Source organism: Cupriavidus sp. UGS-1 (assembly GCF_021213615.1).
GTDB lineage: Bacteria > Pseudomonadota > Gammaproteobacteria > Burkholderiales > Burkholderiaceae > Cupriavidus.
The window spans coordinates 174,503-200,072 of sequence record NZ_JAJQJF010000001.1 but is presented as its reverse complement, the minus strand read 5'-3'; the positions used below and the strand labels follow the sequence as shown (position 1 = coordinate 200,072).

19 protein-coding genes are annotated in these 25,570 nt (G+C 67.3%); 12 read left to right on the top strand and 7 right to left on the bottom strand.

What is annotated here, in order from left to right; translation table 11 throughout:
* Positions 1 to 129: 129 nt before the first annotated feature.
* The 9 genes from LRR16_RS00865 (at position 130) to LRR16_RS00825 (ending at position 14,192) form a co-directional block, all read left to right on the top strand.
* The gene (locus LRR16_RS00865; RefSeq protein WP_232204428.1) at positions 130 to 4,086 is read left to right on the top strand and encodes an ATP-binding protein; all 3,957 of its coding nucleotides are present in this window, start codon (positions 130 to 132) and stop codon (positions 4,084 to 4,086) included.
* A gap of 19 nt (positions 4,087 to 4,105) precedes the next feature.
* Positions 4,106 to 4,774, top strand: a complete 669-nt coding sequence (locus tag LRR16_RS00860) for a response regulator transcription factor (protein WP_174779823.1) — start codon at positions 4,106 to 4,108, stop codon at positions 4,772 to 4,774.
* Between the two features lie 30 nt (positions 4,775 to 4,804).
* On the top strand, positions 4,805 to 5,185 hold the full coding sequence (locus LRR16_RS00855) for a response regulator transcription factor (protein WP_006576626.1): 381 nt from the start codon (positions 4,805 to 4,807) through the stop codon (positions 5,183 to 5,185).
* Positions 5,077 to 7,779, top strand: a complete 2,703-nt coding sequence (locus LRR16_RS00850; protein WP_370646741.1) for an ATP-binding protein — start codon at positions 5,077 to 5,079, stop codon at positions 7,777 to 7,779. Before LRR16_RS00855 ends, LRR16_RS00850 begins: the two co-directional genes overlap by 109 nt.
* Before the next feature lie 201 nt (positions 7,780 to 7,980).
* The gene (locus LRR16_RS00845; protein ID WP_006576624.1) at positions 7,981 to 8,661 is read left to right on the top strand and encodes a (2Fe-2S)-binding protein; all 681 of its coding nucleotides are present in this window, start codon (positions 7,981 to 7,983) and stop codon (positions 8,659 to 8,661) included.
* Positions 8,661 to 9,644, top strand: a complete 984-nt coding sequence (locus LRR16_RS00840; protein ID WP_232204427.1) for a xanthine dehydrogenase family protein subunit M — start codon at positions 8,661 to 8,663, stop codon at positions 9,642 to 9,644. Before LRR16_RS00845 ends, LRR16_RS00840 begins: the two co-directional genes overlap by 1 nt.
* Positions 9,645 to 9,695: 51 nt before the next feature.
* A complete protein-coding gene (locus tag LRR16_RS00835; RefSeq protein ID WP_232204425.1) occupies positions 9,696 to 11,921 on the top strand; it encodes a xanthine dehydrogenase family protein molybdopterin-binding subunit in 2,226 nt (741 codons plus the stop codon).
* 23 nt (positions 11,922 to 11,944) lie between these two features.
* On the top strand, positions 11,945 to 13,693 hold the full coding sequence (locus tag LRR16_RS00830) for an FAD-dependent oxidoreductase (protein WP_232204418.1): 1,749 nt from the start codon (positions 11,945 to 11,947) through the stop codon (positions 13,691 to 13,693).
* 145 nt (positions 13,694 to 13,838) lie between these two features.
* On the top strand, positions 13,839 to 14,192 hold the full coding sequence (locus LRR16_RS00825; RefSeq protein WP_006576622.1) for a hypothetical protein: 354 nt from the start codon (positions 13,839 to 13,841) through the stop codon (positions 14,190 to 14,192).
* 115 nt (positions 14,193 to 14,307) lie between these two features.
* Here the strand turns inward: LRR16_RS00825 and LRR16_RS00820 are convergent, their stop codons facing one another.
* Positions 14,308 to 15,234, bottom strand: a complete 927-nt coding sequence (locus tag LRR16_RS00820; RefSeq protein ID WP_174779816.1) for a LysR family transcriptional regulator — start codon at positions 15,232 to 15,234, stop codon at positions 14,308 to 14,310.
* Between the two features lie 166 nt (positions 15,235 to 15,400).
* Here LRR16_RS00820 and LRR16_RS00815 point away from each other — a divergent pair, with 166 nt between their 5' ends.
* Positions 15,401 to 16,591 (top strand): MFS transporter, encoded by a 1,191-nt coding sequence (locus LRR16_RS00815; RefSeq protein ID WP_064576388.1) that lies wholly within the window; start codon positions 15,401 to 15,403, stop codon positions 16,589 to 16,591.
* On the opposite strand, the gene LRR16_RS00810 is transcribed toward LRR16_RS00815, so the two are convergent.
* Entirely contained in the window at positions 16,560 to 17,066 is a 507-nt protein-coding gene (locus tag LRR16_RS00810; RefSeq protein ID WP_232204416.1) for a DNA-binding protein, read from the bottom strand. The two genes, LRR16_RS00815 and LRR16_RS00810, sit on opposite strands and share 32 nt — an antisense overlap.
* Complete coding sequence (locus tag LRR16_RS24460) at positions 16,966 to 17,367, bottom strand: nucleotidyltransferase domain-containing protein (protein ID WP_369118716.1); 402 nt, start codon at positions 17,365 to 17,367, stop codon at positions 16,966 to 16,968. The genes LRR16_RS00810 and LRR16_RS24460 overlap by 101 nt, the downstream gene beginning before the upstream one ends.
* Before the next feature lie 131 nt (positions 17,368 to 17,498).
* Between LRR16_RS24460 and LRR16_RS00800 the strand changes: the two genes are divergently transcribed.
* Complete coding sequence (locus LRR16_RS00800) at positions 17,499 to 17,711, top strand: DUF3820 family protein (RefSeq protein WP_006576618.1); 213 nt, start codon at positions 17,499 to 17,501, stop codon at positions 17,709 to 17,711.
* Here the strand turns inward: LRR16_RS00800 and LRR16_RS00795 are convergent.
* Both LRR16_RS00795 and LRR16_RS00790 read right to left on the bottom strand, forming a co-directional pair.
* Positions 17,708 to 18,652, bottom strand: coding sequence for a cation diffusion facilitator family transporter (locus LRR16_RS00795; RefSeq protein ID WP_006576617.1), 945 nt, complete (start codon positions 18,650 to 18,652; stop codon positions 17,708 to 17,710). The genes LRR16_RS00800 and LRR16_RS00795 overlap by 4 nt on opposite strands.
* Before the next feature lie 68 nt (positions 18,653 to 18,720).
* Complete coding sequence (locus LRR16_RS00790) at positions 18,721 to 19,656, bottom strand: LysR family transcriptional regulator (RefSeq protein WP_006576616.1); 936 nt, start codon at positions 19,654 to 19,656, stop codon at positions 18,721 to 18,723.
* 148 nt (positions 19,657 to 19,804) lie between these two features.
* Here LRR16_RS00790 and LRR16_RS00785 point away from each other — a divergent pair, with 148 nt between their 5' ends.
* Positions 19,805 to 20,566: an SDR family NAD(P)-dependent oxidoreductase gene (locus tag LRR16_RS00785; RefSeq protein ID WP_006576615.1), complete on the top strand. Its 762-nt coding sequence runs from the start codon at positions 19,805 to 19,807 to the stop codon at positions 20,564 to 20,566.
* Between the two features lie 98 nt (positions 20,567 to 20,664).
* Here LRR16_RS00785 and LRR16_RS00780 read toward each other — a convergent pair whose 3' ends face one another.
* The gene (locus tag LRR16_RS00780; RefSeq protein WP_064576265.1) at positions 20,665 to 22,152 is read right to left on the bottom strand and encodes an efflux transporter outer membrane subunit; all 1,488 of its coding nucleotides are present in this window, start codon (positions 22,150 to 22,152) and stop codon (positions 20,665 to 20,667) included.
* 127 nt (positions 22,153 to 22,279) lie between these two features.
* Positions 22,280 to 25,480 carry an efflux RND transporter permease subunit gene (locus tag LRR16_RS00775; protein ID WP_232204410.1) on the bottom strand — a complete coding sequence of 1,067 codons (3,201 nt, stop codon included), beginning with the start codon at positions 25,478 to 25,480 and terminating at the stop codon, positions 22,280 to 22,282.
* Between the last annotated feature and the right edge of the window lie 90 nt (positions 25,481 to 25,570).

The following is a 25,570-nucleotide window of genomic DNA, read 5'->3' as shown; positions in this document are numbered from 1 at the left end:
GGCTCGTACCGCAGCAACGAAGTGGAAGGCCGGCCGGAACTCGCCAGCCTGCTCGATGAACTTCACGCCCAGCCCAGCCCGCCGCTGGATATTTCGCTGCGCGGCATCGGCAAGGCGCAGGTCGCGCAGATGATCGCCGACGCGGTGAAATGTCCTGTCAGCGCGGTGTCCGCACTGAGTGCGTGCATCCTGGACAAGACTGGCGACAATCCGTTCTTCATCGTGCAGTTCGTCGCCGCGCTGGCGGACGATGGCCTGCTGGTCTATGACGTCCCGAGCCGCGGCTGGGGCTGGGACCTCGAGCGAATTCGCCGGCGCGAGATCGCCGACAACATCGTCGGTCTGATGGTCGAGCGTTTGACACGCCTTTCCGAGGCGTCGCTCCACGCGGTCACGGTGCTGGCCTGCATGGGAAGCCGGACGCCGGCGTACAAGCTGGCCATAGCACTGTCGGCCAGCGAGAAGGACGTCCGCCGCCATCTCGAGGAAGCGATCGCGCTCGGACTGGTGCTGCGGTATTCGAGCGAGTACGCCTTCGCTCACGACCGCGTCCACGAGGCCGCCTATGCGCTGCAACCGGATGCCGCCAGGAACCAGATGCATCGGCGCATCGGGATGCTGCTGCTGAACAACACGACGGACGGAGATCTCGACGACCACCTTTTTGAGATCGTCGGCCATCTGAATCGCGGCGGACCGATCTCGGCGGCGCAACGGCCGCACGTTGCGGCGCTGAATCTGCGCGCCGGCCGCAAGGCAAGGGCCTCCACCGCCTACGCGGCGGCATGCGACTACCTGGCGACCGGCCGCGCTCAACTGGCCAGCGCCGATGAACGCGATCAGCGCGCCCTGGCATACGAGCTCGCCCTCGAACATGCCGAATGCCGCTTCCTTGCCGGCGGCGTGGCCGAGGCAAAGGCCATGATCGGCGAGCTGTTCAAGCTCGCCCGCACCGAACTGGAGATCGCCGCGGCCAATCGCCTGAAGATCGAGTTGCACATGGTCAGCTCGGAGAACGATCTGGCCGTCGACACGGCGGTCGCGGCACTGAACCGGCTCGGCATCCCGCTGGACGCCCATCCCTGCGCCGACGACGTGCACCTCGCCCTCGAATCGGCCTGGCGCCGGTTCGACGAGCATGCCGTGCGGTCGATCGCCGGCTTGCCGGCCATGACCGATCCGCTGCGGCTGATGTCGATGCGGCTGCTCGCCGATACGTGGCCGGCGGCCAGCTTCACCGACTTCAGGCTGGCCATCGTCGTGATCTGCAACATGGTGACGCTGAGCCTCGACCATGGATCGGCCCGCTCGTCCAACCAGGGATTCGCGCTGTTCGGATTGCTGATGGGCCCCGCGCTGGGGCGCTACCGCGAGGGATATCGCCTGGCCCTGGACGCATGCGAGCGGGCCGCGCAAGCCGCCCAGGCCGCCACCAGCCGTGAAACTTCCAGGACGTTCAATACGATGGCATTGACGGCGGCCTGGACGCAGCCGCTGGAGAAAAGCGCCGAATGGTCGCGCCTGGCCTACCAGAAGGGCATCGAGGCGGGCGACATCTATTTCGCCTGCTTCTCCGCCTTCCACTGCGCCATCCATCGGTTCATGCAGGGCCGCGATCTTGCGGAGGACGCCCGGATGTGCCTTGCCTACCTCGGTTTTGCGCGGGAAACCGGATTCCAGGACGGCATCGCGCTGCTGACGACACTGGAGCGCACCATTGCCTGCCTGCGCGGACAGACCCGTAGCTTGACTGACTTTACGGGTGACGACTTCGACGGCGCCGCGTTCGAAGCCGACGTCCGCGGACCGCGGCTGAATGTCGTCTCCCAACTCTACTGGACGTCGATGACCATGCTGCTCTATCTGGCCGGCCAGTACGACGCGGCGCTCGCGGCATCGAAGCGATTCCAGCAAGGGCCGCCCGGCCAGATCCACCTGGTCCGCCATCTCGAGTACCGGTTTTATACCGGGCTGGCCGCCGCGGCCGCCTGGAATTCGGCACCCGAGGAGCGGCGTCCGGCGCTGCGCGCGCAGCTCGACGAGCACTATCTGACGATCCGCAAATGGGCCGCCGAATCGCAATCGCGCACCTTCACCGACAAGCACCTGCTGCTGGGCGCCGAGATCGCCCGGATCGAAGGTCGCACGCTGGAAGCCGGCCAGCTGTACGAACGCAGTGCACGGGCCGCCGGCAAGAACGGATTCAGGCATGTCCTGGCGCTGGCGGCCGAGCTGGCCGCGCGCTTTTACCAGGAGCGAGGGCTCGAACGCATCGCGGCCATCTACCTGCACGACGCCATCGAGGCCTACTGGCAGTGGGGCGCCCGGGCCAAGGTGGATCAATTGCAACGTGCCCATCCGATCGCCAGTCGATTCACGGCGGATGCAGCGGAGCCGGCTCCGACGGCAATGATGCCGCTGCACCAGTTCAGCTTTACCGATTTCGTCAAGCGGCCGTCGCCGGTCAACGACGATTTCGCGCTCGACAGGCTGCTGGTGACGGTGATGCGCGCCGTGCTCGAGTCCACGGGGGCGCAATGCGGGGCGCTGCTTCGCCTGCATCATTCGAACGAGGTGGAGACCATGGCTTCGGCCCGCTTCGCCGCGGACGGCGTGGCGGTCGACCTCGGCAATGGCGACGCGCCGCGGCGCTGGCCCGAAGCGATCCTCCGGCATCTGGTCAAGCGCGGCAAGACGTTGATCGTGGACGATGCCCGCGGCGACGAGCGGTTTGCCGGCGAGCCGGCCGTGGCCCGCCAAGGCCTGCGCTCGGTGCTGTGCCTGCCGATAGCGGGCTTCGGTGGGCAGATGACCGTGCTCTATCTTGCGCACAACGACACCCCGGGCGCATTCCGCGCGACGCGGCTCGACATCCTCGAGATACTGGCCACGCATGCTGCCGCCGCGATCGAGAACGCCAGACTGTATGCCGAGCTGGAAAAGCGGGAAGCGCGGCTGCGGCTGCTGGTGGAATCCGACGTCATCGGGATCCTGTTCTGGGACCTGAATGGCAACGTCACCTACGCCAACGATGCGTTTCTGGCGATGACCGGCTATGACCGGTCCGATGTCGAGCGGGGCGGCATCAGCTGGCGCGAGATGACCCCGCCGGAATGGCGAACCCAGATGTCGGCAAAGCTGCAGCAGCTGCGGGAAACAGGCGCGATGGCGCCTTGGGAGAAACAGTACATCCGCAAGGACGGCACGCGCGTCCCGATCCTGATCGGCGCGGCCATGTTCGACGAAGCGCGCAGCGGCGTCGCCTTCGTGCTGGACCTGTCGGACCGCAAGGCCGCGGAGCAGCGGGCGCTGGACAGCGAAAGGCGCAGCCGCGAGCTGCATGTCGAGCTGGCCCATGCCAACCGCCTCGCCACGATCGGCCAAGTGTCCGACTGGATCGCGCACGACGTCAAGCGTCCGCTCGCGGACATCGCCGCCAGCGGCATGGCGGCACTGGCCGAGCTTGCGGCAGAAACGCCGCACCTGGACAAGGCCCGGGATGCGATGCAGCGCATCGTTGGCGGCGGCATGCATGCGGCCGAAGTCCTTGACCGGACACGGGAACTGGTCAGGAAGGTCGCTCCCGCCGCGGAAGCGGTCGATATCAATGAGGTGGCTGCCACGACGATCTCATTGATCGCGCCGGAGGCGGTTCGCAAGGGCATCGCGATCGAGACCACGTTCGGCCGCTCGCCGATGCGGCCCACCGCGGACCGGGTACAGCTGCAGCAAGTCATGCTGAACCTGCTGGTCAACGCGATCGATGCCATGAGCGGCGCGTCCGAGGCTGCCCGCACATTGACGGTGCTGACGGACGGCGATCATCCGGACGGTTATCTGATCGAGGTTCGCGATACTGGCCCCGGCTTTCCGTCGCTGAACGGCCGCGACTGCTTCGACGCCTTCGTCACGACCAAGCGCGGCGCGCTCGGCATGGGCCTGTCGATCTGCCGATCGATCGTGGAAGCGTTCGGCGGCCACATCGCGGCGACGTCGAACCGGCCGCATGGCGCCATCCTGCGCGTGGTGCTGCCACGGGCCGCCACCGAGACCGGTGCGCCGCAGGGCGCGCCGCCGCCACAATGACAACCGCCATGGAACGGACATGAATCGGGACAGCACAGTATTCGTCATCGACGACGACCCCTCGGTACTGGAAGCCACCACGGACCTGTTGAAGTCCATGGGGATGGGCGTGGTGGCATGCCGGTCCGCGCAGGAGTACATCGCCTGCGAGCGGCCGCAGACGCCGTCCTGCCTGGTTCTCGATGTCAGGCTGCCGGACATCAATGGCCTGGACCTGCAATGCGAGCTGGCCGGCGGCGCGCATCCGCCGATCGTATTCATCTCCGGCCATGGCGACATCCCGATGACGGTGCGCGCGATGCGCGCCGGTGCCATCGACTTCCTGTCCAAGCCGTTCAGCGACGATCAACTGGTTACCGCCGTGGCAGCCGCGCTCGCCAAACACCGGCAGACGCTGGCACAGCGCACCGAAGTGGCGGACCTGCTCCGGCGCCATGCACTGCTGACACCCCGCGAGCGCGAAGTCTTCGCATTGGCGGTCAGCGGCCTGCTGAACAAGCAGGCGGCGGCGCAGCTGGGCATCAGCGAGGTCACGCTGCAAATCCATCGGCGGCAAGTGATGCGCAAGATGGCCGCCGGCTCCTTCGCCGAGCTGGTTCGCATGTCGGTACAGCTCAATGCCTTCGGCTGCCAGGACGTCGCGCCGGTTCGACGCGGCAATCCGCAGGCGGACCATTCCCGCGGATAGCGGCCTGCTGGAAAAGCAAAGGTAAAGGCAATGGTATTCGCGCCGGACTCAGTGGTTGCCGTGATCGACGACGACCCGACGATCGTCGAGTCGATTTCCGACCTTCTTGCCTCCGTAGGCCACGCCACGCTGTGCTTTGCAACGGCCACCGCGTTGCTGGAGTGCCCCTATCTCGATGCCATCGCATGCCTGATCTCGGACATTCGCATGCCGGTGATCAACGGATGGCAGCTTGCCGCGATCCTGCAGCAAAGGCGGCCGGGCCTGCAGGTGGTATTGATGACGGCACACGATCCAGCCGAATGCGGTACGCATGCGCTGCCGCCGGATTCGGTACGGATACTGCGCAAGCCATTCGAGGCCCAGCAGTTGTTGAGCGCCGTCGAGCACGCCATTGGCTCCAGACGATGATCGCCTCGACATCCGTACCAGAGTACGAGCCCGTCGACCTGCTGCGCCAGGCGACAAGGCAAGCAGCGGCAAGCGGCGATGCCGGCCTTGCCTGCCGGCTGGCGAACCGGATCGGCATGTATCTGCTGATGCGCGGCCACGCGCTGCAACGGGACTACGACGAAGTCCTCGCTTACCTCGAACTGGCACGGGCCTCGGGATCGTCCGAGTCCGCGAAGCTGGTGGAGGTCCCGGAGCGGACGTTTGCATGCCTGATGGGAAAGACCTGCCATCTCGCGGACTTCAACGATGGCGCCTTCGATGGCCGGCGCTTCGAAAGCAGCGTCGCCGGTTCGGGCATGACCTTGCTGGTTCATTCCTATTGGGCCAGCAAGGTCATGCTCCACTACCTGGCGGGCGACCCCAACGCCGCTCTGGCTGCCGCTGCAGCCGTGTTTGGCGAGCGATCCGGGCACAATCCGGATGCCTTCGATGCCGACCACCCGGAACAGGCCGAATGCCACTTCTTCACCGCGCTGGCGATCTGCGCGACCCTGCGCAATGTCACCACGCGGAACGCCGAGCCCCTGCGCGCGCGCCTGGCCCGGCATCGGGCGCTGATCGCCGATTGGGCGCGGGCCACGGGCACGGCGATGGCCGCCTGTCGCCATCTGTTGCTGAGCGCCGAGATCGCGGACCTCGATGGCGACGGGCTGGCGGCGGAACAGCTGTACGACGACAGCGCGCGCGCGGCCCGGCTGCACGGCTCGTTGCTGATCGAAGGACTCGCACGCGAACTGGCCAGCCGCTTCTATGCAACCCGTGGGCTCGGCCGGATCGCCACCGCCTACATCGACGACGCGCTGGACTGCTATGGTCGCTGGGGCGCCGAGGCCAAGGTCAGGCTGCTCCGTCGGTTCCATCCGCGGGCCCGTGCCCGGCTGCCGGACGGATTGGCGGTTCAGGCGCGTGCAGGCGCGTCCGGGCAGACCGATCCGCAGACAGGCGACGGGATAGAGCCGGGCGCGGTCTATGGCGACGGCACGACCGAGCGCCTGACCATCACCCTGATGCAGACGCTGGCCCAGCACGCGGGCGCAGCACGTGCGGTGCTTCTGCTGTCGAGGGACGATACCCTTTCGCTGGCTGCGGAAGTCACCATCGACGGCGAAGGGACCCGGGTGAGCCTGCCCGACGACGGCAAATGGAGCGCCGCGGTACCGGAAGGCCTGATCCGCTTTGCATTGCGAACCGGTGAAACGGTCCTCGTCGACGACGCCGCCGCCGACAGCCGCTTTCAGCACGACCCCCACGTGGCCCTTCATCGCGTCAGATCGGTACTGTGCCTGCCGGTCGTCGCGCATGCCATGCTGAAGGCGGCGCTGTATCTGGAGAACAACCTGATGGCCCGCGTCTTCGCGCAGGCCCGGCTGGACCTGCTCGAACTTCTTGCGACGCTGGCCGCCTTGTCGCTGGAGAACGCGCGGCTGTACGCCGATCTGCAGAACCGCGAATACAGGCTGCGCCGGCTGTTCGAGGTCGACGTCATCGGCATCGTGCTGTGGGATCTCGACGGCCGCCTGCTCGACGCCAATCAGGCCTTCCTGAACATGGTCGGCTACAGCCGCGAGGATGTCGAAAACGGCGCGATGAACTGGTTCGAGATGACGCCGCCGGAATGGCGCGACCAGGTCGTTCTTGAAATGGACGAAATCCGGCGGACCGGCGCGCTGCGTCCCATCGAGAAAGAGTACTTTCGCAAGGACGGCACCCGGCTTCCGGTCCTGATGGGCGCGACCGCCTTCGACGAGTCCGTTCAGCAAGGGATCGCCATCGTGCTGGACCTGAGCCAGCAGAAGCAGGCCGAGGCGCGGGCGCTCGCCATCGAACGCCGCAATCGGATGCTGCATGCGGAGCTGGCCCACACCAACCGGCTGGTCACGATGGGCCATCTGTCGGCATGGATCGCGCACGACGTCAAGCAGCCGCTGGCCGGACTGGTCACCAGCGCCAATGCCGGATTGCGCTGGCTCGCGGCAAACCCGCCGAACATCGAGGCCACCGTACGCGCGCTCGAGCGCGTGATGCGCGACAGCGCAAGGGCGACCGACATTCTGGACCGCACGCGGGCCCTGATGAGAAAGGCACCGGCGCGTGTCGAAGCGGTGGATATCAATGCGGTCATCGACCAGACGCTGTCGCTGGTCGCCGCCGAGGCCGACAGCAAGGGCATCGGCATCGTGCTGGCGCTGCATCCGGGCCCGCTGTTCGCGGCCGCCGATCGCACGCAGTTGCAGCAGGTCGTGCTGAATCTGCTGATCAATGCCGTCGAAGCGATGGATGCCGACGCCGCTGGACATCCGCGCGAACTGCGCGTCCTCAGCGGACTCGACCCGATGGGCCGCGTGATGGTCGAGATTCGGGACACCGGACCAGGACTGCCGACGGCCGACGGCAAGGACTGCTTCGAAGCCTTCTTTACGACGAAGCCGCGCGGGCTCGGCGTCGGCCTGGCGATATGCCGGTCGATCGTGGAAGCGTTCGGCGGACAGATCTGCGCCTTGCCGAATCTGCCGCGAGGCGCGACGTTCCGCTTCCTCGTTCCGGCCCGCTGAAGCCGGCGGGCGGCGGGTCCACGGCAGACTCGTTGCGCTGGCCTTGTATTGCGCGCTTGTATTGCGCTTGTATTGCGCTTGTATCGGCCTGGTTTGGCCCGAATCGGCATGCATTGGGTCTTGTCGCGCGGACCGCGTCCGCAACGCCCCACCGCCCACTACCATGAAATCTCCTCCTTCCCCCACCCGGAGATCAGGCCCATGGGCGATACAGCAAACCACGACGGCGAGCACCAGCTCGACGACGCGACCGGCGCGTTGAAGCCACGACTGACGCGGCGACGTTTCCTGCAATCGGTCGGCGCATCCGGCGTCGGCGCAGCCAGTGTCGGCTGGATCCCGACGGCATCCGCGGCGCCCAGCGGCGGCCCTGCCGGTGGCCCTGCCGGCCGCGAAGCCGCCGATGCGCGTGCGCTGACGCTGAAGGTCAACGGAAAAACGCACACGCTTTCCGTGGCCAACAACGCGATCCTGCTCGACGTACTGCGCGATCAATTGGGCCTGACTGGCACCAAGAAGGGCTGCGACCACGGCCAATGCGGCGCCTGCACGCTGCACGTCAACGGCGTGCCCGTCAATGCGTGCCTGTCCCTCGCCGTGATGCACCAGGGCGACGACATCACCACGATCGAGGGCCTGTCGCAAGGCGAACGGCTGCATCCGGTGCAACAGGCGTTCTGGGAACACGACGCCTACCAGTGCGGCTACTGCACGGCGGGCCAGATCATGTGCGCCGTCGGCGTGATCGGCGACAAGCGTATCCCCGCCGACGACGCATCGCTGCGCGAAGCGATGAGCGGCAACATCTGCCGCTGCGGTGCCTACCGCAACATCGTCACGGCGATTCAGGACGCGCGCGGCAAACTGCGAGGAGAGAGCTGATGCGCAACTTCGAATTCTCGCGCGCGGGCAGCATCGACGAAGCGATCGCGCTGCATGCCGGTGCCGGCGACACGGTCTATCTTGCCGGCGGCACCACGCTGCTGGACCTGATGAAGCTTGACATCACGCGACCTGCCCGGCTGGTCGACATCCACCGGCTCGGGCTCGACCAGATCGAAGTGGGCGCGGACGGCCGCGTGCGCATCGGCGCCATGGTCAGCAATACGGAACTGGCGCGGCACTCCCACATCCAGCGCCACTATCCGGTGCTGTCCCAGGCCCTGCTGTCCGGCGCCAGTACCCAGCTGCGCAACAAGGCCACCACGGCGGGCAACATCATGCAGCGCGTGCGCTGCGGCTACTTCCGCGATGGCGTCTCGCCGTGCAACAAGCGCACGCCGGGGTCGGGATGCCCTGCGATCGAAGGGCTGAATCGCAATGTCCATGCCGTGCTCGGCGGCAGTGAACACTGCATTGCCGCTCATCCGTCCGACATGTGCGTGGCCATGGTGGCGATCGGCGCGACGATCCAGCTGCAGGGTCCGAATGGAAGACGCGAGGTGCCGTTCGCGCAGTTCCACCTTCTGCCAGGCAGCGAGCCGTGGAAGGAGCATGCGATCCAGCCCGGCGAGCTGATTACGCACGTCACGCTCGACCCGCCGCTGGCGCAAAGCCGGTCCGCCTACCTGAAGCTGCGCGACCGTACCTCGTATCAGTTTGCGCTGGCATCGAGCGCCATCGTGCTGGTGATGGACGGCAACGCCGTGCGCGATATCCGCATTGCGCTGGGCGGCGTCAGCACCAAGCCGTGGCGCGCCGAAGGCGCCGAGGCGGTATTGCGCGGCCAGACGCCGACGCCGGCGCTGATCCAGTCGGCCGCGGCGGCGGCGATGATCGGGGCCAAATCGTACGGGCAGAACGGCTTCAAGATCCTGCTCGGCCAGCAGGCGGTGTCCCGCAACCTGTCGACCCTGCTCGCGTAGCGCCCGTTGCCACCTATCGATCCGCAGCCCATCCTGTTTCCGGAGATCCGCGTGACTACCAACGCCATTGGCGCCTCGCCGCGCCGTATCGATGGCCGCCTCAAGCTGACCGGCGCCGCCCCCTATACCGCCGACCGGCGCTTGCCGGGCATGTTGTACGCCTACGGCGTCTTCAGCACCATCGCCAGCGGCCGCATCGAACACATCGACGTCAGCGAAGCCATGCGCACGCCAGGCGTGGTCGATGTCCTTCATCACAATCGCTTCCTGCCGCTGCATCGCATTCCGAAGAATCCGATCTCGGCAACGGCGATCCTGACGACGGCCATCACCGACGAGCATCGGCTGCCGTTCGAGGACGCGACCATCCACTACGCCGGCCAGTTTGTCGCGCTGGTCATCGCCGATACCTTCGAGCACGCGCGGGAAGCGGCCTACAAGGTAAAGGTCAGCTACCAGCAGACGAAAGCGCTGGCGAACCTCGAACAGGCGCTCGCCGCCGGCAAGCCGCGGGACGGCGGGCGTGGACACGCACGCGGGTCGGCGGCGGCGGTCTTCGACCAGTCGCCGGTCAGGGTCGATGCGACTTACCACACGCCGGTCGAGAGCCACAATCCGATGGAGATGAACGCCACCGTCGCCTGGTGGGACGGCGGCCGCCTGCGGGTCTACGAGGCATCCCAGGGCGTCACGGTCCATCGCAACACGCTGGCGCAGATCTTCGGACTGCCGCCCGAGTACGTCACGGTCGAAGCGCCGTTCATCGGCTCCGGCTTCGGCTGCAAGCTGTTCCTGTGGCCGCATTCGGTGGCGGCCAGCGCGGCGGCCCGGATGACGGGCCGGCCGGTCAAGCTGGTGGTGCCGCGGGCGCAGATGTTTACCGCGACGGGACACCGGCCGGAGACGAAGCAGCGGCTGCGGCTGGCCGCCGACGCGAAAGGCCGGATCACGTCGATCCGGCACGAGTCGATCAATACGACGTCCTTCATCGAGCAGTACGTCGAGAACTGCGGCGGCATGACAAGCAGCATTTACGCGTGCCCGAACGTCCTGGTCAGCCACCACACTGCCGAGGTGCACCGCGGCGCCCCCACGTCGATGCGGGCGCCCGGCGCGGCCCCCGGGCTGTTCGCGCTCGAATCGGCGATCGACGAACTGGCGCTGGCCTGCGGCACCGACCCGGTCCAGTTCCGGCTCGCCAATCTGTCCACGCGCGACGAAAGCCTGAATCTGCCATGGTCCAGCAATCATTTGCGCGAGGCCATTGCCAAGGGCGCCGACAAGATCGGCTGGACCAGGCGCAATCCGCGCATCGGCTCCATGCGGGTCGGCAACGAGATCGCCGGATATGGCGTCGCGGTCTGCAACTGGGACGCGTGGCGTACGCCGGCGCAGGCGCGCGTGCAGCTGCGTGACGACGGTACCGCGATCGCCTTCTGCGCGATCCAGGACATCGGCACCGGCACCTACACGATTGCGGCGCAGACCGTCAGCGAGCTGACGGGGCTCGGCCTGGACAGGATCGAAGTCAAGCTGGGCGACTCCTCGTTCCCCGCCGCGCCGGTCTCCGGGGGGTCGTGGGCGACCGCCAGCGTATTGCCGGCGATCGCCGAGGCGACGCGCAACGCCATCGCGCAACTGGGCGACATCGCCACGCAGCCCGGCGGCGAGTTCGCCGGCGTCAAGCCGGAAGCGCTGCGCATGCGCAAGGGGCAGCTGACCGATGGCAAGCGGGCGATCGACTTTGCCGACGTGCTTCGCGCCCGGCGCTTCGCCAATGCCGAAGGCCATGCGCATACGGGCGGCACGCCGACCGACAAGGTGTCCTTCATGTCCTTCGGCGCCCATTTCGTCGAAGTGCGGTGGGACCCGGGCATTTCGCGGCTGCGCGTCGCGCGGGTCGTCAGCGCGATCGATGTCGGCCGCGTCATCAACCCCGTCATGGCGCGCAATCAGGTCGAGGGCGCGATCGTGATGGGGGTCGGCATGGCGCTGTTCGAAGCGACGGAATTCGACGAGCGCAACGGCATTCCGGGCAACAACAACTGCGCGGAATACGTGATGCCGGTGCACGCGGACCAGCCGGAGATCGACGTGATCCTGCTCGACTATCCGGACCTCGCGTTCAACGAGTTCGGCGCGCGCGGAATCGGCGAAATCGGCATCACGGGGTTGGCGGCGGCGGTTGCCAACGCGGTCCACCATGCGACCGGCAAACGGATCCGCGATCTGCCGATCACGATGGAAAAGCTGATGGACCTGCCGGCCCGGGCGTAGCGGGCGGCCAACCAGGAGCAGGCATGGATCCGACGGTCCCGCCCGACGCAGCAGGCGCGCGACAGCAGGTCGAGGCGCAAGACGATGACGGCGCGCTGGTAGCCGATGGCGGCGTGCGCGATCATCCGCGCTTTCACCAGATGTTTCCGGTGCTGGCGGACGCCGACATCGAACGGGTGCGCCGCTTCGGCTCGCTGTGCCACTTCGCCGCCGGCGACTATCTGTACCGGGCCGGCAGTCCATGCCCCGGCGTGTTCCTGCTGTTGTCGGGCAAGGTGCGGATCTCCGGCCGCGATGGATTGCGCGCCGGGCAGACCATCCACGTCTATAGCCGCCGCGGGGAGTTCACCTCGGATGTCACGCAGCTGTCGAACAAGCCGGCCGTCGTCGATGCCTGCGTGGTCGAGGATGTCGAAGCGGTGCTGCTGCGTCCCGACGAACTGAGCAAGCTGATGATCAACGAGGCGGACATCGGCGAGACCATCATCCGGGCGCTGATCCTGCGACGGGTGCTGGTGCTCGAGCGCGGCCACGGCGTCGTCCTGCTCGGTCGGCCGGGCGATGCGCGAACCCGGGGCTTGCAGAACTTCCTTCGGCGCAATGCCTTTCCGCATACCACGCTCGATGCCGAGCAGGATGCCGACGCCATCGCGCTGCTGGCCCGGCTGACGCCAAGACACGACGAGTTCCCGCTGGTGGTATGCCCCGATGGCCGGGTGCTGCGCAATCCGGACGAGCGCCACCTGGCCTCCTGCCTGGGCCTGATTCCGGACTTCGACCCGGCCCATGTCTATGACGTGGCCATCGTCGGCGCCGGACCCGGCGGATTGGCCGCAGCCGTCTACGCCGCTTCCGAAGGGCTGTCGGTCGCCGTGCTCGATTGCCGTGCGCCCGGCGGGCAGGCGGGCACCAGCGCCCGCATCGAGAACTACCTGGGCTTTCCCACCGGCATCACGGGCCAGGCGCTGGCCGGCCGGGCGTTCGTGCAGGCGCAGAAGTTCGGCGCGCATATCGGCATTCCATGCGAGGTCACGTCGCTGCACTGTGACCGGCATCCGCGCTGTGTCGAGCTCGCCGATGGCCGGCGCATCAGCGCGCGCACCGTGGTGATCGCCAGCGGCGCCGAATACCGGCGTCCCGATCTGGGCAATCTGGCCAGCCTCGAATGTTCGGGGGTCTACTACTGGGCCACGCCGGTGGAAGCCAGGCTCTGCCGCAAGGAGCCGGTGCTGCTGCTCGGAGGCGGCAACTCCGCGGGGCAGGCCGCCGTCTTCCTCGCCAGCCACGCCGAACACGTGCACATCTTTATCCGGGGCGCGAGTCTCGCGCTCGGCATGTCGCGCTACCTGGTCGATCGCATCGGCTCGCTGCCGAACGTCACCGTGCATACCCGGACCGAGCTGACGCAGCTCGAGGGCGAGGGAAGGCTCGAACGCGTGCACTACCGCGGCGCCGGCGGCATCGAAGGTGCCATGTCGGCGCGCCATCTGTTCGTCTTCATCGGCGCCGATCCCAAGACGGGCTGGCTGGGCCCCTGCGGCATCGCGCTGGACAGCAAGGGCTTCGTGCTGACCGGCGCCGACCTGCCATCGCCTTCGAGCGCGGAGCTGCCGCTGCAGACCAGTGCGGCAGGCGTCTTTGCGATCGGCGACGTGCGTTCTGGATCGACCAAGCGTGTCGCCTCGGCCGTTGGCGAGGGGGCCGCCGTCGTGTCCCAGATTCACCGCTTCCTGAGCGACCATGCGCTGACCGCGACAGCGGCCCGCGCATGACCCAACGTGGAACGGATCCACTGTTCCATGCAATCCGCGCCGGCAATCGCGGCGCCAGACGATGAGGTAGATGATGCTGAAAAGACCTTTCCCTTCGCAGACGACGGCGCCGATTTCAACGGCTTCCACGCGCGGACTCGTTGGCATGGCGATCGCCGCCATGGTGACGTTCGGCGCGATGTCATCGGCCAACGCACAGACCACCGGCGCACGCGATCCCTACTCGCAGGGCGCACGTTCGGACCGATTCGATCCTTATACGCAGGGCGCGCGTTCGGACCGATTCGACCCGTACACGCAGGGCGCCCGTACCGAGCAGCGCTCGACGCTCGCATCGAACGGCAAGGCCAAGGGGCCCAAGGCCGGCGCGCGCAACCCGTACAGCCAGGGTGCCAGGGCCGGTGCGCGCAATCCTTACAGCGACGGCGCCAGGAGCGGTCCGCGCAATCCCTATTCGGACGGCGCGCACAAGGGCGGCAAATCGAAGCTGAAATCGTGACAAGTGTGTTGGCGGTGGCGACCAGCCCACGACCGGCTCGTCCGGTCCATGGCGTGGCCGCCGCCGCGCGCCACCGGCTTTTGTTGAAGGATCGCGGGCGCGCATCCGTTTCGGTTCAGCCTCCGCGGCTGTCGCCGCGTTCCCACGGCGGAACATCGCCGAAGCGCTCGGCCAGGAAATCAACCAGTGCCCGCACACGGGGCGGCACCAGCCGTCTCTGCGGCATCACCGCATAGATGCCGGTGTCGGCGATCTGGTAGTCCGGCAACACCTGCACCAGCTGGCCGGCCCGCAGCATCGCGCAGACATGCCAGTACGAATGCAGCGCGATGCCGAGCCCGCCCAGCGCCGCGTCCGACAGCAATTCGCCGGTATTGGCCTCGATCCGGCCTCGTACCCGTACCGCGATCTCGCGGCCGTCGGGGTCCTCCAGCCGCCACAGGTCCTGCCGCCCCTGGCTTCCTACCAGCACCAGGCATTCGTGCCGGGACAGGTCGTCGGGCGTGCGCGGCGTGCCATGACGGCGCAGATATTCCGGGGACGCGCACAGCAGCCGCCGATTGTTGGCGAGCTTGCGGGCCACCAGCGTCGAATCGTCGAGCGCGCCGATGCGCACCGCCAGATCGAAGCCGGCGCTGACCAGATCCACCACGCGGTCGTCCAGATGGATGTTCAGCCGCAGTTGCGGATGCCGCGCCATGAATTCGGGCAACAACGGCGACAGGTACTGGCGCCCGAACGACGACGCCGTGGTCACCCGCAGCGTACCGGTGACCTCGCCACCGGCCCGGCGCAACGAACTGCCAAGCGCCTCCAGTTCCTCGACGAGCCCCCGGCCCTGCTCGGCAAGCGCCGCGCCTTCGGGCGTCGCGTGCAGCCGGCGGGTGGTCCGATGCAGCAGCCGCACGCCCAGATCCTGTTCCAGCCGCTTCAGGCGCTGGCTCGCCACGGCCACCGACAGGTCGAGACTGCGCGCCGCTGCGCTGATCGAGCCGAGGTCCAGCACGCGCAGGAACAGCGCGATATCGCCGATACGGTCCATGACTATCAATCAAATATTGAAACTGATTCATGATACCGCCGGTTTTTCAAAAAGATGGGGGCGGGCAAACTGCGGACCTTCCAATAGGAGAGTTGTCATGGCCGCCCCGCCTACCGCCACCATCCCGCCCAATAACAACCCCACTGCCAGGCCCGCGCGCGCCGGCATGCCGCTGGCCCTCTACGCGCTGACCGCCGGCTCCTTCGGCATCGGCTGCGCCGAATTCGTGATCATGGGCCTGCTGCTGCAGGTCAGCGCCGATCTGCACGTGTCCATTGCCTCGGCCGGCATGCTGGTGTCCGGCTACGCGTTCGGCGTCGCCGCCGGCGCGCCGATCCTGACGCTGCTGACCCGGCGCATGCCGCGCAAGGCGGTGCTGCTGGCGCTGATGGTGATCTACACCGTCGGCAATGCGGCCTGCGCACTGGCGCCGGACTACACCACGCTGATGATCGCCCGCGTGATCACGTCGCTGACGCATGGCACCTTCTTTGGCGTCGGCGCCGTAGTGGCGACCGGCCTGGTGCCGGAAGATCGCCGCGCCTCGGCAATCTCGGTGATGTTCTCCGGCCTGACGCTGGCGACGCTGCTCGGCATGCCGGCAGGCGCCTGGCTCGGACTGCATCTGGGCTGGCGCTCGACCTTCTGGGCGATGACGCTGATCGGACTGGTGTCGCTGGCCGTGATCGGCCTGCTGGTCAAGGCCAGCCGCGACCACAGCGCGCCGGCCTCGCTGAAGGACGAACTGGCGACCATGGTGCGCCCGCAGGTGATGCTGGGCCTTGCCATGACGATCCTGCAGGCCATCGGCATCTTCGCGGTGATCACCTACGTGCAGCCGCTGCTGACCAAGGTGGCCGGCTATGGCGAGGCGGCGGTGTCGCCGATCCTGCTGCTGTTCGGCGCCGGCATGATCGTCGGCAACCTGCTCGGCGGCCGGCTGGCCGACCGCCGTCCGGTCGCCGCGGTGCTCGCCACACTGACGTCACTCGCCTCGGTGCTGGCGCTGATGACCTTCGCCATCCACAACCAGTTCGCGGTGGTCGCCTTCGTCGGCATCCTGGGCATCGCCGCCTTCGCCACGGTGTCGCCGCTGCAACTGCGCGTGCTGCGGCACGCGCGCGGCCCGGGCCAGAATCTGGCATCGAGCTTCAACATCGCCGCCTTCAATCTCGGCAATGCACTCGGCGCCTGGCTCGGCGGCATGGTGATCGACCACGGACCGGGCCTGACCGCCCTGCCCTGGGTCGCCGCGCTGGCCCCGCTATCGGCACTGGCGGTCGCGGCCTGGAGCGTGCAGCTGGAGCGGACTCGTCCGTCGCTGCCTACGGCTGCGGCGGGGGTCGAAGCTGGTTGATGGCACTGCAGAGTCGCCTCGGGTCCTTGCTGCCCTGGGAGAGCAATTCCGACTTCTCGGCATGCAGCCAGTGCAAGACGTCGCCAAGCAATGCCTTGCCTGCCTCGATGCATTCGACTACCAGTGCGGGAGGCAAGGTATCTCCGGAGTAGTCCGTGGCATTGCGCTGCTTGCGCAAGGTGTCCAGCACGATCAGTCGTTCAACCGGTAGTCCCATGGCCACTTGCAAAGCCTGGATCGCCGTACGATGATGCCCAGAGCGGCTAGTCAGCGTACGGTATCCGCAGGCATGCAACACAAGCATGGAGAGTTGCATGATCGCCTTGTAGGCGACATCGAAGCGGTTCTCGTTGCTCAGACCCTCGATATGGGCATCAGCGAGATTTCGCCTGACCGCGGCCAGAAGTCGCTGGATGTGCCTCCGATCCGGGACCACCGCGTCGAGACTGATCCCCACCAAGTTCTGCAAGGACATGCTCGCTTCCGATCAGGAACAACTTCGGCCTGGTCAGCACGTCGGAGAGAAAGGGATCACGCTCGCTTACCCGAGTCCGCCATGCCCGCGCTGTCAATACCACGGGATTGACATCACGACCGAGCGTACCTTCGACCGGATAGAAAAGCCGTACGACTTCTCTGAAATCGATGTCGCCGACGATGAAGACGTCGACATCGCTGCCAGGAGCCGCAGCACCGCGTGCCAACGAGCCGAATACAAAGGCGGCATCGATGGCGCCGTGGCAGCGGCCGAGAGCGCCTAGCAGGGCGACATGCATCGCCTGCTGGGCTGCGATCGAGGTGGTGGACGGTTCCATGGATGGCATGTCGGATACGATTGTAGTTCTCGCCGACTCACCCGAACAGTTCGACAAGCGTTCCCATCCCGGCCGAACTGCTCGCAGCCGCCATGCAACCCGAAGACCTCCAACTCCTCGTTACCCGCACCATGCCGTTCGGCAAATACAAGGGCCGGCTGATCGCCGACCTGCCGGGCAACTACCTGAACTGGTTTGCGCGCGAAGGATTTCCGCCCGGCGAAATCGGGCGGCTGCTGGCGTTGATGCAGGAGCTCGACCACAACGGCCTGTCGCATCTGCTTGCGCCGCTGCGCAAGCGCTAGCCGGCCGCGCGGTCCATCGTGGCGCCGCCGCGGCGGACCGGGTCCATGTGGGTCATCACGTCGAGCACGTCGCGATTCTCCATCGCGCGCCGGCGGGCCTCCATTGCGATGGCATGGCCCTGCTCGACGGTCAGCATCGCCTCCATCTCCAGGTGCACGTCGACCAGGATCAGGTCGCCCATCTTGCGGGTGCGCAGGTCATGCACGCCCAGCACGCCGGGGGTCGACAACAGGCTGTGCCGGATGGCCTCGACGGTGTGGGCATCGGCGCCGCGGTCCATCAGGTCCTGCATCGCGTTCCAGCCGAAACGCCAGCCCATGCGGATGATCATCAGCCCGACCACCATCGCGGCGACGGGGTCGAGCCAGCGGTAGCCGAGCAGGCTGCCACCGATGCCGAGCGCGACCACCAGGGACGACGCGGCGTCCGAGCGCGAATGCCACGCGTTCGCCGCCAGCATGCTCGAGCGAACGCGGTGCGCGACCGCCAGCAGATAGCGGAACAGCGATTCCTTCAACACCAGCGTGCCGAGCGCCACCCACAGCGCCACCATGCCGACCGGCGGCGTGTCCGCGGCGGGGTCCACCTTGCCGGCGGCCGACCACAGCATGCCGGCGCCGACGGCCAGCAGCAGCACGCCAAGCGCCAGCGAAGCCGCGTTCTCGAAGCGTTGGTGCCCGTACTGATGGTCTTCGTCGGGCCCCTTGCCGCTGTGTATGCCGGCGAACAGCACGATGAAATCGGACAGCATGTCCGACAGCGAATGGACGGCATCGGCCAGCAGCGCCTGCGAGCCGGCCAGGATGCCGGTGATGGCCTGGGCCGCGGTCAGCACCAGATTGACCGCGACGCTGACCAGCGTGCTGCGGCGCGCGGCGCGCTGCCGCAGCGCGGCATCGCCAGGGTCGTGGGTGGGCTCGGTGGGACGGGGCTTGCTCATGGCCTCGACTGTACCGCAGCGGCGTGTGCAGTTCACCAAGCAGGCTGCCGTCGCCGGACACCAACGGCTCATGCCGGCAAGGCGCTGCGCGGGCTTGACGGCATCGGTTCGAGATGCGGTTCGAGGACCTGTGCGATCCAATCCATGAAGACGCGCACGCGCCGCGGCAGGTTGCGCCGCTGCGCATAGAGCAGTGTCACGGGCATCGGCGGCGGTGGACAGCCCGGCAGGACTTCGACCAGCTCTCCTGCGGCCAGCCTTGACTGCATCGCCATGGCGGGTACCTGGATGATGCCAAGCCCTGCCACGGCCGCGGCTTCGTAGGCGGCGCCGTTGTTGACGGTGACGCTGCCCGCCATCGGCAATGCCGCATGGCCGCCGCCGTCCGGATATTCGAATCCGACCGGGCGCTGCCCCAACGTGCCGGCGTAGTGCACCAGCCGATGATCGCGAAGATCCTCGATGCTGCGCGGCGTGCCATGGCGACGCAGATAGTCCGGACTGGCGCAGTTGATCAGCCGTATCGCCCCCAGGGGCCGCGCCACGAGGCTGCTGTCGTCGAGCGTGCCGACGCGAACCACGCAGTCGAAGCCTTCGCGCACGACATCGACGCGACGGTCGGTGCCGCTGATCTCGATCGAAAGCTCGGGATACCGGTCGAGGAATTCCGGCAGTCGCGGAATCACGAAGCGCGATGCCATGCCCGCCGGCATGTCGACACGCAAGCGGCCCTTCAGCGCGCCACCGTCTCGCTGGAACATCCCGTGCAACTCGTCCATGTCATCGAGCAGATCCCGCGCACGCTCGTAGAACGCCTGCCCGTCCGCGGTCAGCTGGACCCGGCGCGTGGTCCGATGGAAGAGTTGCGTGCCAAGGCTGGCCTCCAGCCGCTGCACGGCGATCGATACCGCGGCCTTGGACAGCGCGAGGCTGTCCGCGGCCCGGGCGAAACCGCCGAGTTCGGCGACGCGCAGAACGATGCGCAGCGTGTCGAGGGAATCCATGGGCCGGATCGTTGGTCAATTGTTTACGTATTGCAAACATAGCTGCCACATGGCGGCAGTTTATGCGCTCCGGTCGAATCAATAAAGTGGACACATGCGGCGCCGCCGCATCCGAACGCAAACCCGAACTTCCACCGGAGTCCACTTGATGACCACTACCTCCACCATCGCCGTGATCACCGGCGGCAGCCGCGGCCTCGGCCGCAATGCCGCGATCCACCTCGCCCGCCAGGGCACCGACGTGATCCTGACCTACCGGGGCCATCGTGCCGAGGCCGAGCGTGCCGTCGCGGAAATCGAGGGGCTGGGCCGGCGCGCCGCCGCGCTGCAACTGGACGTCGGCGACAGCCGGACCTTCGCCGGCTTCGCCGCGCAGGTCGAGTCCGTACTGGCCGGCTGGGGCCGCAACCGTTTCGACTTCCTGTTGAACAACGCCGGCATCGGCCTGCATGCGAGCTTTGCCGAAACCACCGAAGACCAGTTCGACGAACTGATGCGCATCCATCTGAAGGCACCGTTCTTCCTGACGCAGGCCTTGCTGCCGCTGATTGCGGACGGCGGGCGCATCCTCAATGTGTCGACCGGCCTGGCGCGCTTTGCGCTGCCGGGTTACTCGGCCTACGCGACGATGAAGGGCGGCGTCGAAGTGCTGACGCGCTATCTGGCCAAGGAGCTGGGCGAGCGCGGCATCAGCGTCAACACGCTGGCGCCCGGTGCCATCGAGACCGATTTCAGCGGGGGCGCCGTGCGCGACAACGCGGAGGTCAATGCCTTCGTATCGTCCGTGACCGCATTGGGCCGGCCCGGCAAGCCGGACGACATCGGCGCCGTCGTGGCGGCATTGTTCGCACCCGGTACTGGCTGGATCAACGCGCAACGCGTCGAGGCCTCGGGCGGCATGATGCTTTGATGAAAAAAAGGCCGGTGAAAGACCGGCCTCTTGTTGCGGCATGGCCGCTGCCTGCTCCACGCTGGCAGCGGCCGTTCTGCGTTATTGCCTCGCCACGATCAACGTGCCGCCGCGTCGCTCGGCGCCTGCACCGGCCCCCATCCGCCGCCCAGGCTCCGCACCAGCGCCACCGTCGCGGCGGCGCGCAGGCCCGCCACCTGATTGGCCGCGCGCTGCGATTGCAGCACGGTACGGTCCGCATCGATCACGGTCAGATAGTCGACCGCGCCGGCGTCGTAGCGGCTGCGCGAGATCCGCTGGGCGCGGCGTGCGCCGGCCAGCGCGCTGTCGAGCGCGCTCGCCTGCTGCGACAGCCAGCGGACGTCGGCCAGCCCGTCCTCCACCTCGCGGAACGCCACCAGCACGGTCTGCCGGTAGGCTGCCACCGCTTCCTCATGCTGGGCGCGTGCCGCCGCCAGATTGGCGCGGTTGCGGCCGCCGTCGAAGATCGGCGCCGCGATGGTCGAGCCGATCAGCGGACCGAGCAGCCACGCACGCGAGGACCAGCGGAACAGGTTGGACAGCTCGCTGGACTCGAAGCCGAACACGCCGGTCAGCGAAATGCGCGGGAAGAAGGCCGACTTGGCGACGCCGATGCGGGCGTTCGCCGCGGCCATCAGACGCTCGGCCTGTGCGATGTCGGGCCGGCGCTCGAGCAGTTCGGACGGCAGGCCGGCCGGAATCGCGACCGGCGCAGCGTCGAAGGGCCGCTCGGCCAGTGCGAACTGGGCCGGCGGCACGCCGGTCAGCACCGCCAACGCATGCTCCTGATTGGCGCGACGGCGTTCGACGTCGGCCAGATCGGCACGCGCGGTGCCAAGCTCCGCTTCGGCGCGTGCCGGGTCCAGGTCGGTGGTTTCGCCGGCATCGAAACGGCGCTTGAGCAGGCGCACCGCGTCCTCGCGCAGCGCGATGGTGGCGCGCAGCAGCTGACGCTCGGCATCGAGGGTGCGCAGCGTGAAATAGGCCTGCGCGACATCGGCCTGCAGTGTCAGCTGCACCGAGCGGAACAGGTCCTCGGCGGCCTCGCCCTCGGCACGCGCGGCGCGCACGCTGTCGGCTACACGGCCGAACAGGTCGAGCTCGTAGCTGGCGATGGCGCGTGCACGCAGCACGGTGCGCGGCGATACCGGCGTGCCGTCGGGCAAGCCGAGCGACGCGGCCGACGGCTGCGACCGGGTCGGATCGAGACCCACACTCAGTTGCGGATACAGATCGGCCTCGGCCACGCCGGTGAACGCGCGCGCCTGCTTGACCCGCGCCGCGGCCGCGGCCAGGTCCTGGTTATTGCTGTTGGCCGCTTCGATCAGGCGGTCGAGCTCCGCATCGCCGAACAGCTTCCACCATTGGCCGCGTTCGGCACCCTCGGCGGGTGTGGCCACTTTCCATTGCGCGCCTTCGGCCTGCGCGGCCTCGGCCTCCTTGAAGGCCGGCATGGTCGCGGTTTCCGGCACCTTGTAGGTCGGCGCCAGCGAGCAGCCTGCCAGCACCAGCGCGGCGGCCAGCGTGGCCAGCCGCGGCATCCACGATTGCAGGTTTGCTGTCATTTGTTCATCCTCGAATTCTTCGTTGTCGACTTGCAGTCGGCTCGTCGTCGCTCTTCAGTTCGTGGCTTGCCGCCGGCGTGCTCCCTCTCCCGCTTGCGGGAGAGGGGAGCAACCCCGCGGCATGCGCTCAATGCTGCGGTTCGGCCAATGCCACCGTGCGTTCCGGTTGCGCCTCGGGCGCCGGCTCCGGCTCGGCCTTGCCGCGCGTGGCGAGCTTGCGCAGCGCCACGTAGAACACCGGCGTCAGGAACAGGCCAAAGAACGTCACGCCCAGCATGCCGGCGAACACGGCCACGCCCATCGCGTGGCGCATCTCCGCGCCGGCACCGGTCGACACCACCAGCGGCACCACGCCCATGATGAAAGCGAACGAGGTCATCAGGATCGGGCGCAGACGCAGGCGGCTCGCCTCGATCGCGGCCTGCACGATGGTGCGGCCCTGATGCTCCAGCTCGCGGGCAAACTCCACGATCAGGATCGAGTTCTTCGCCGACAACCCGACCAGCACGATGAAGCCGATCTGCGTGAAGATGTTGTTGTCCCCCCGCGTCAGCCAGACCCCGGTCAGCGCGGCCAGCAACGACAGCGGCACGATCAGGATCACCGCCAGCGGCAGCGTCAGGCTCTCGTACTGCGCGGCCAGCACCAGGAACACCAGCAGCACGCACAGCGGGAAGATCCACACACCCGCGTTGCCGGCCAGGATGTCCTGATAGGTCAGCTCGGTCCATTCGAACTTGATGCCCTTCGGCAGCGTCTCCGCGGCGATGCGCTCGGCCGCGGCCTGCGCCTGGCCCGAAGAGAAGCCGGGCGCCGGTCCGCCGTTCATGTCCGCGGCGGTAAAGCCGTTGTACCGCACCACGCTGTCCGGGCCGAAGCTCTGCTTGACCTGCACCAGCGACGACAGCGGCACCATCTCGCCGGCGGCGTTGCGCGTCTTCAGCTGCAGGATGTCCTCGGCATGCTGGCGGTAGCTGGCATCCGCCTGGACCTTGACCTGATAGGTACGGCCGAACTTGTTGAAGTCGTTGACGTAGGCAGAACCGAGATAGGTCTGCAGCGTGTCGAACACGTCCGTCACCGGCACGCCGAGCTGCTTGGCCTTGACGCGGTCTAGCTGAACGTCCAGCTGCGGCACGTTGACCTGGTAGTTGCTGAAGATGCCGGCCAGTTCCGGCGTGGCGCGCGCCTTGGTGGCGAACGCATTGGTCGCGGCAAACAGCGCGTCGTAGCCCAGCGCGGCCCGGTCCTCGATCATCAGCTTGAAGCCGCCGATGGTGCCCAGACCCTGCACCGGGGGCGGCGGGAACACCGCGATGAACGCGTCCTGGATCGCTCCGTACTGGTGGTTCAGCTGCGCCGCGATGGCGTTGCCGCTCAGGTCTTCGGACTTGCGCTCCTCGAACGGCTTGAGCGTGGCGAACACGATGCCGGCGCTCGGGCTGTTGGTGAACCCATTGATCGACAGGCCCGGGAACGCCACCGCCGATTCCACGCCCGGATGCTTCAGCGCGATCTCGGACATGCGGCGAATCACGTCCTCGGTGCGGTCCAGCGTCGCGCCGTCAGGCAGCTTGGCGAAGCTGACCAGGTACTGCTTGTCCTGCGCCGGCACGAAGCCCTTCGGTACCAGCTGGAAGATGCCCCAGGTCAGCACCAGCATCACGGCATAGACGCCGAACACCGCGCCCTTGCGGCGGACCACGCCCTTGACACCCTGTCCGTAGCGCTCGGAGCTGGCGCCGAAGAAGCGGTTGAAGCGCTTGAAGAAGCCGCCCAGCACGCGGTCCATCGCCCGCGACAGCCAGTCCTTCGGTGCGTCATGGCTGCGCAGCAGCAGCGCGGACAGCGCCGGCGACAGCGTCAGCGAGTTGAATGCCGAGATGATCGTCGAGATCGAGATCGTCAGCGCGAACTGCTTGTAGAACTGGCCGGTCAGGCCCGTCATGAACGCCAGCGGCACGAAGACGGCGCACAGCACCAGCGCGATCGCGATGATCGGGCCGCTGACTTCGCGCATCGCCTGGTAGGTGGCTTCCTTCGGCGACAGACCCTGCTCGATATTGCGCTCGACGTTCTCGACCACCACGATCGCATCGTCGACCACGATACCGATCGCCAGCACGAGACCGAACAGCGACAGCGCATTGATCGAGAAGCCGAACGCGTACATCAGACCGAACGTGCCGACGATCGATACCGGCACCGCCAGCAGCGGGATGATCGATGCGCGCCAGGTCTGCAGGAACAGGATCACGACCAGCACCACCAGTGCGATCGCCTCGAACAGCGTGTGCGTGACCGCCTCGATACTGTGCCGCACGAACTGCGTCGGATCGTAGACGATGCTGTAGTCGACGCCGTCCGGGAAGTTCTCCTTGAGCTCTTCCATGGTCTTGCGCACGTCGTCCGAAATCTGGATCGCGTTCGAGCCCGGCGCCTGGAAGATCGGAATCGCGACCGCCGGCTTGTTGTCGAGCAGCGAGCGCAGCGCGTATTCGGACGCGCCCAGCTCGATGCGGGCGACATCGCGCAGATAGGTCACGCCGCCGTCCGGCGAGGTGCGCACGATGATGCCGCCAAACTCCTCCTCGGAGTTCAGGCGGCCCTGGGCGTTGACCGACAGTTGCAGGTCGGTGCCCGGCAGCGACGGCGAGGCGCCGATCACGCCGGCCGCCACCTGCACGTTCTGCTCGCGGATCGCGCGCACCACGTCGCTGGCGGCGAGCTGGCGCTCGGCCATCTTCTCGGGATCGAGCCAGACGCGCATCGCGTAGTCGCCCGAGCCGAACAGCTGCACCTGGCCCACGCCCTGGATACGGGCCAGACGATCCTTGACGTTGATCACCGCGTAGTTGCGCAGGTAGGTCATGTCATAGCGATCGTTCGGCGAGACCAGGTGGACCACCATGGTCAGGTCGGGCGAGCTCTTGACGGTCGTGATGCCGAGCCGGCGCACGTCCTCGGGCAGGCGCGGCTCGGCCTGCGACACGCGGTTCTGCACCAGCTGCTGTGCCTTGTCCGGGTCGGTGCCCAGCTTGAAGGTCACGGTCAGCGTCAGCAGGCCGTCGCTGTTGGACTGCGAGGACATGTACAGCATGTCTTCGACGCCGTTGATCTGCTCTTCGAGCGGCGAGGCCACCGTTTCGGCGATCACCTTCGGGTTCGCGCCGGGATACTGCGCGCGCACCACGACGGACGGCGGCACGACTTCCGGATACTCGGAAATCGGCAGCTTGAACATAGCGATCGCACCGATCAGGAAGATCAGCACCGATAGCACGCCGGCGAAAATCGGCCGGTCGATAAAGAATTTCGAGAGGTTCATGACGGGTCTCGATAAAAAGGGAGCCCCCTGGCGGTCCGCTCGGGACGCCATGGAAAAGCATATGGGCGTTGAAATGGCGCGGGATCGGTG

Coding starts and splice junctions, on each gene's coding strand:
- LRR16_RS00830 (WP_232204418.1), top strand. CDS start 11,945: ATGGATCCGACGGTCCCGCCCGACGCAGCAGGCGCGCGACAGCAGGTC.
- LRR16_RS00850 (WP_370646741.1), top strand. CDS start 5,077: ATGCGGTACGCATGCGCTGCCGCCGGATTCGGTACGGATACTGCGCAA.
- LRR16_RS00845 (WP_006576624.1), top strand. CDS start 7,981: ATGGGCGATACAGCAAACCACGACGGCGAGCACCAGCTCGACGACGCG.
- LRR16_RS00775 (WP_232204410.1), bottom strand. CDS start 25,480: ATGAACCTCTCGAAATTCTTTATCGACCGGCCGATTTTCGCCGGCGTG.
- LRR16_RS00815 (WP_064576388.1), top strand. CDS start 15,401: ATGCCGCTGGCCCTCTACGCGCTGACCGCCGGCTCCTTCGGCATCGGC.
- LRR16_RS00780 (WP_064576265.1), bottom strand. CDS start 22,152: ATGACAGCAAACCTGCAATCGTGGATGCCGCGGCTGGCCACGCTGGCC.
- LRR16_RS00790 (WP_006576616.1), bottom strand. CDS start 19,656: ATGGATTCCCTCGACACGCTGCGCATCGTTCTGCGCGTCGCCGAACTC.
- LRR16_RS00795 (WP_006576617.1), bottom strand. CDS start 18,652: ATGAGCAAGCCCCGTCCCACCGAGCCCACCCACGACCCTGGCGATGCC.
- LRR16_RS00840 (WP_232204427.1), top strand. CDS start 8,661: ATGCGCAACTTCGAATTCTCGCGCGCGGGCAGCATCGACGAAGCGATC.
- LRR16_RS00810 (WP_232204416.1), bottom strand. CDS start 17,066: ATGTCCTTGCAGAACTTGGTGGGGATCAGTCTCGACGCGGTGGTCCCG.
- LRR16_RS00785 (WP_006576615.1), top strand. CDS start 19,805: ATGACCACTACCTCCACCATCGCCGTGATCACCGGCGGCAGCCGCGGC.
- LRR16_RS00855 (WP_006576626.1), top strand. CDS start 4,805: ATGGTATTCGCGCCGGACTCAGTGGTTGCCGTGATCGACGACGACCCG.
- LRR16_RS00860 (WP_174779823.1), top strand. CDS start 4,106: ATGAATCGGGACAGCACAGTATTCGTCATCGACGACGACCCCTCGGTA.
- LRR16_RS24460 (WP_369118716.1), bottom strand. CDS start 17,367: ATGCATGTCGCCCTGCTAGGCGCTCTCGGCCGCTGCCACGGCGCCATC.
- LRR16_RS00865 (WP_232204428.1), top strand. CDS start 130: ATGATCGCCGACGCGGTGAAATGTCCTGTCAGCGCGGTGTCCGCACTG.
- LRR16_RS00825 (WP_006576622.1), top strand. CDS start 13,839: ATGGCGATCGCCGCCATGGTGACGTTCGGCGCGATGTCATCGGCCAAC.
- LRR16_RS00820 (WP_174779816.1), bottom strand. CDS start 15,234: ATGGACCGTATCGGCGATATCGCGCTGTTCCTGCGCGTGCTGGACCTC.
- LRR16_RS00800 (WP_006576618.1), top strand. CDS start 17,499: ATGCAACCCGAAGACCTCCAACTCCTCGTTACCCGCACCATGCCGTTC.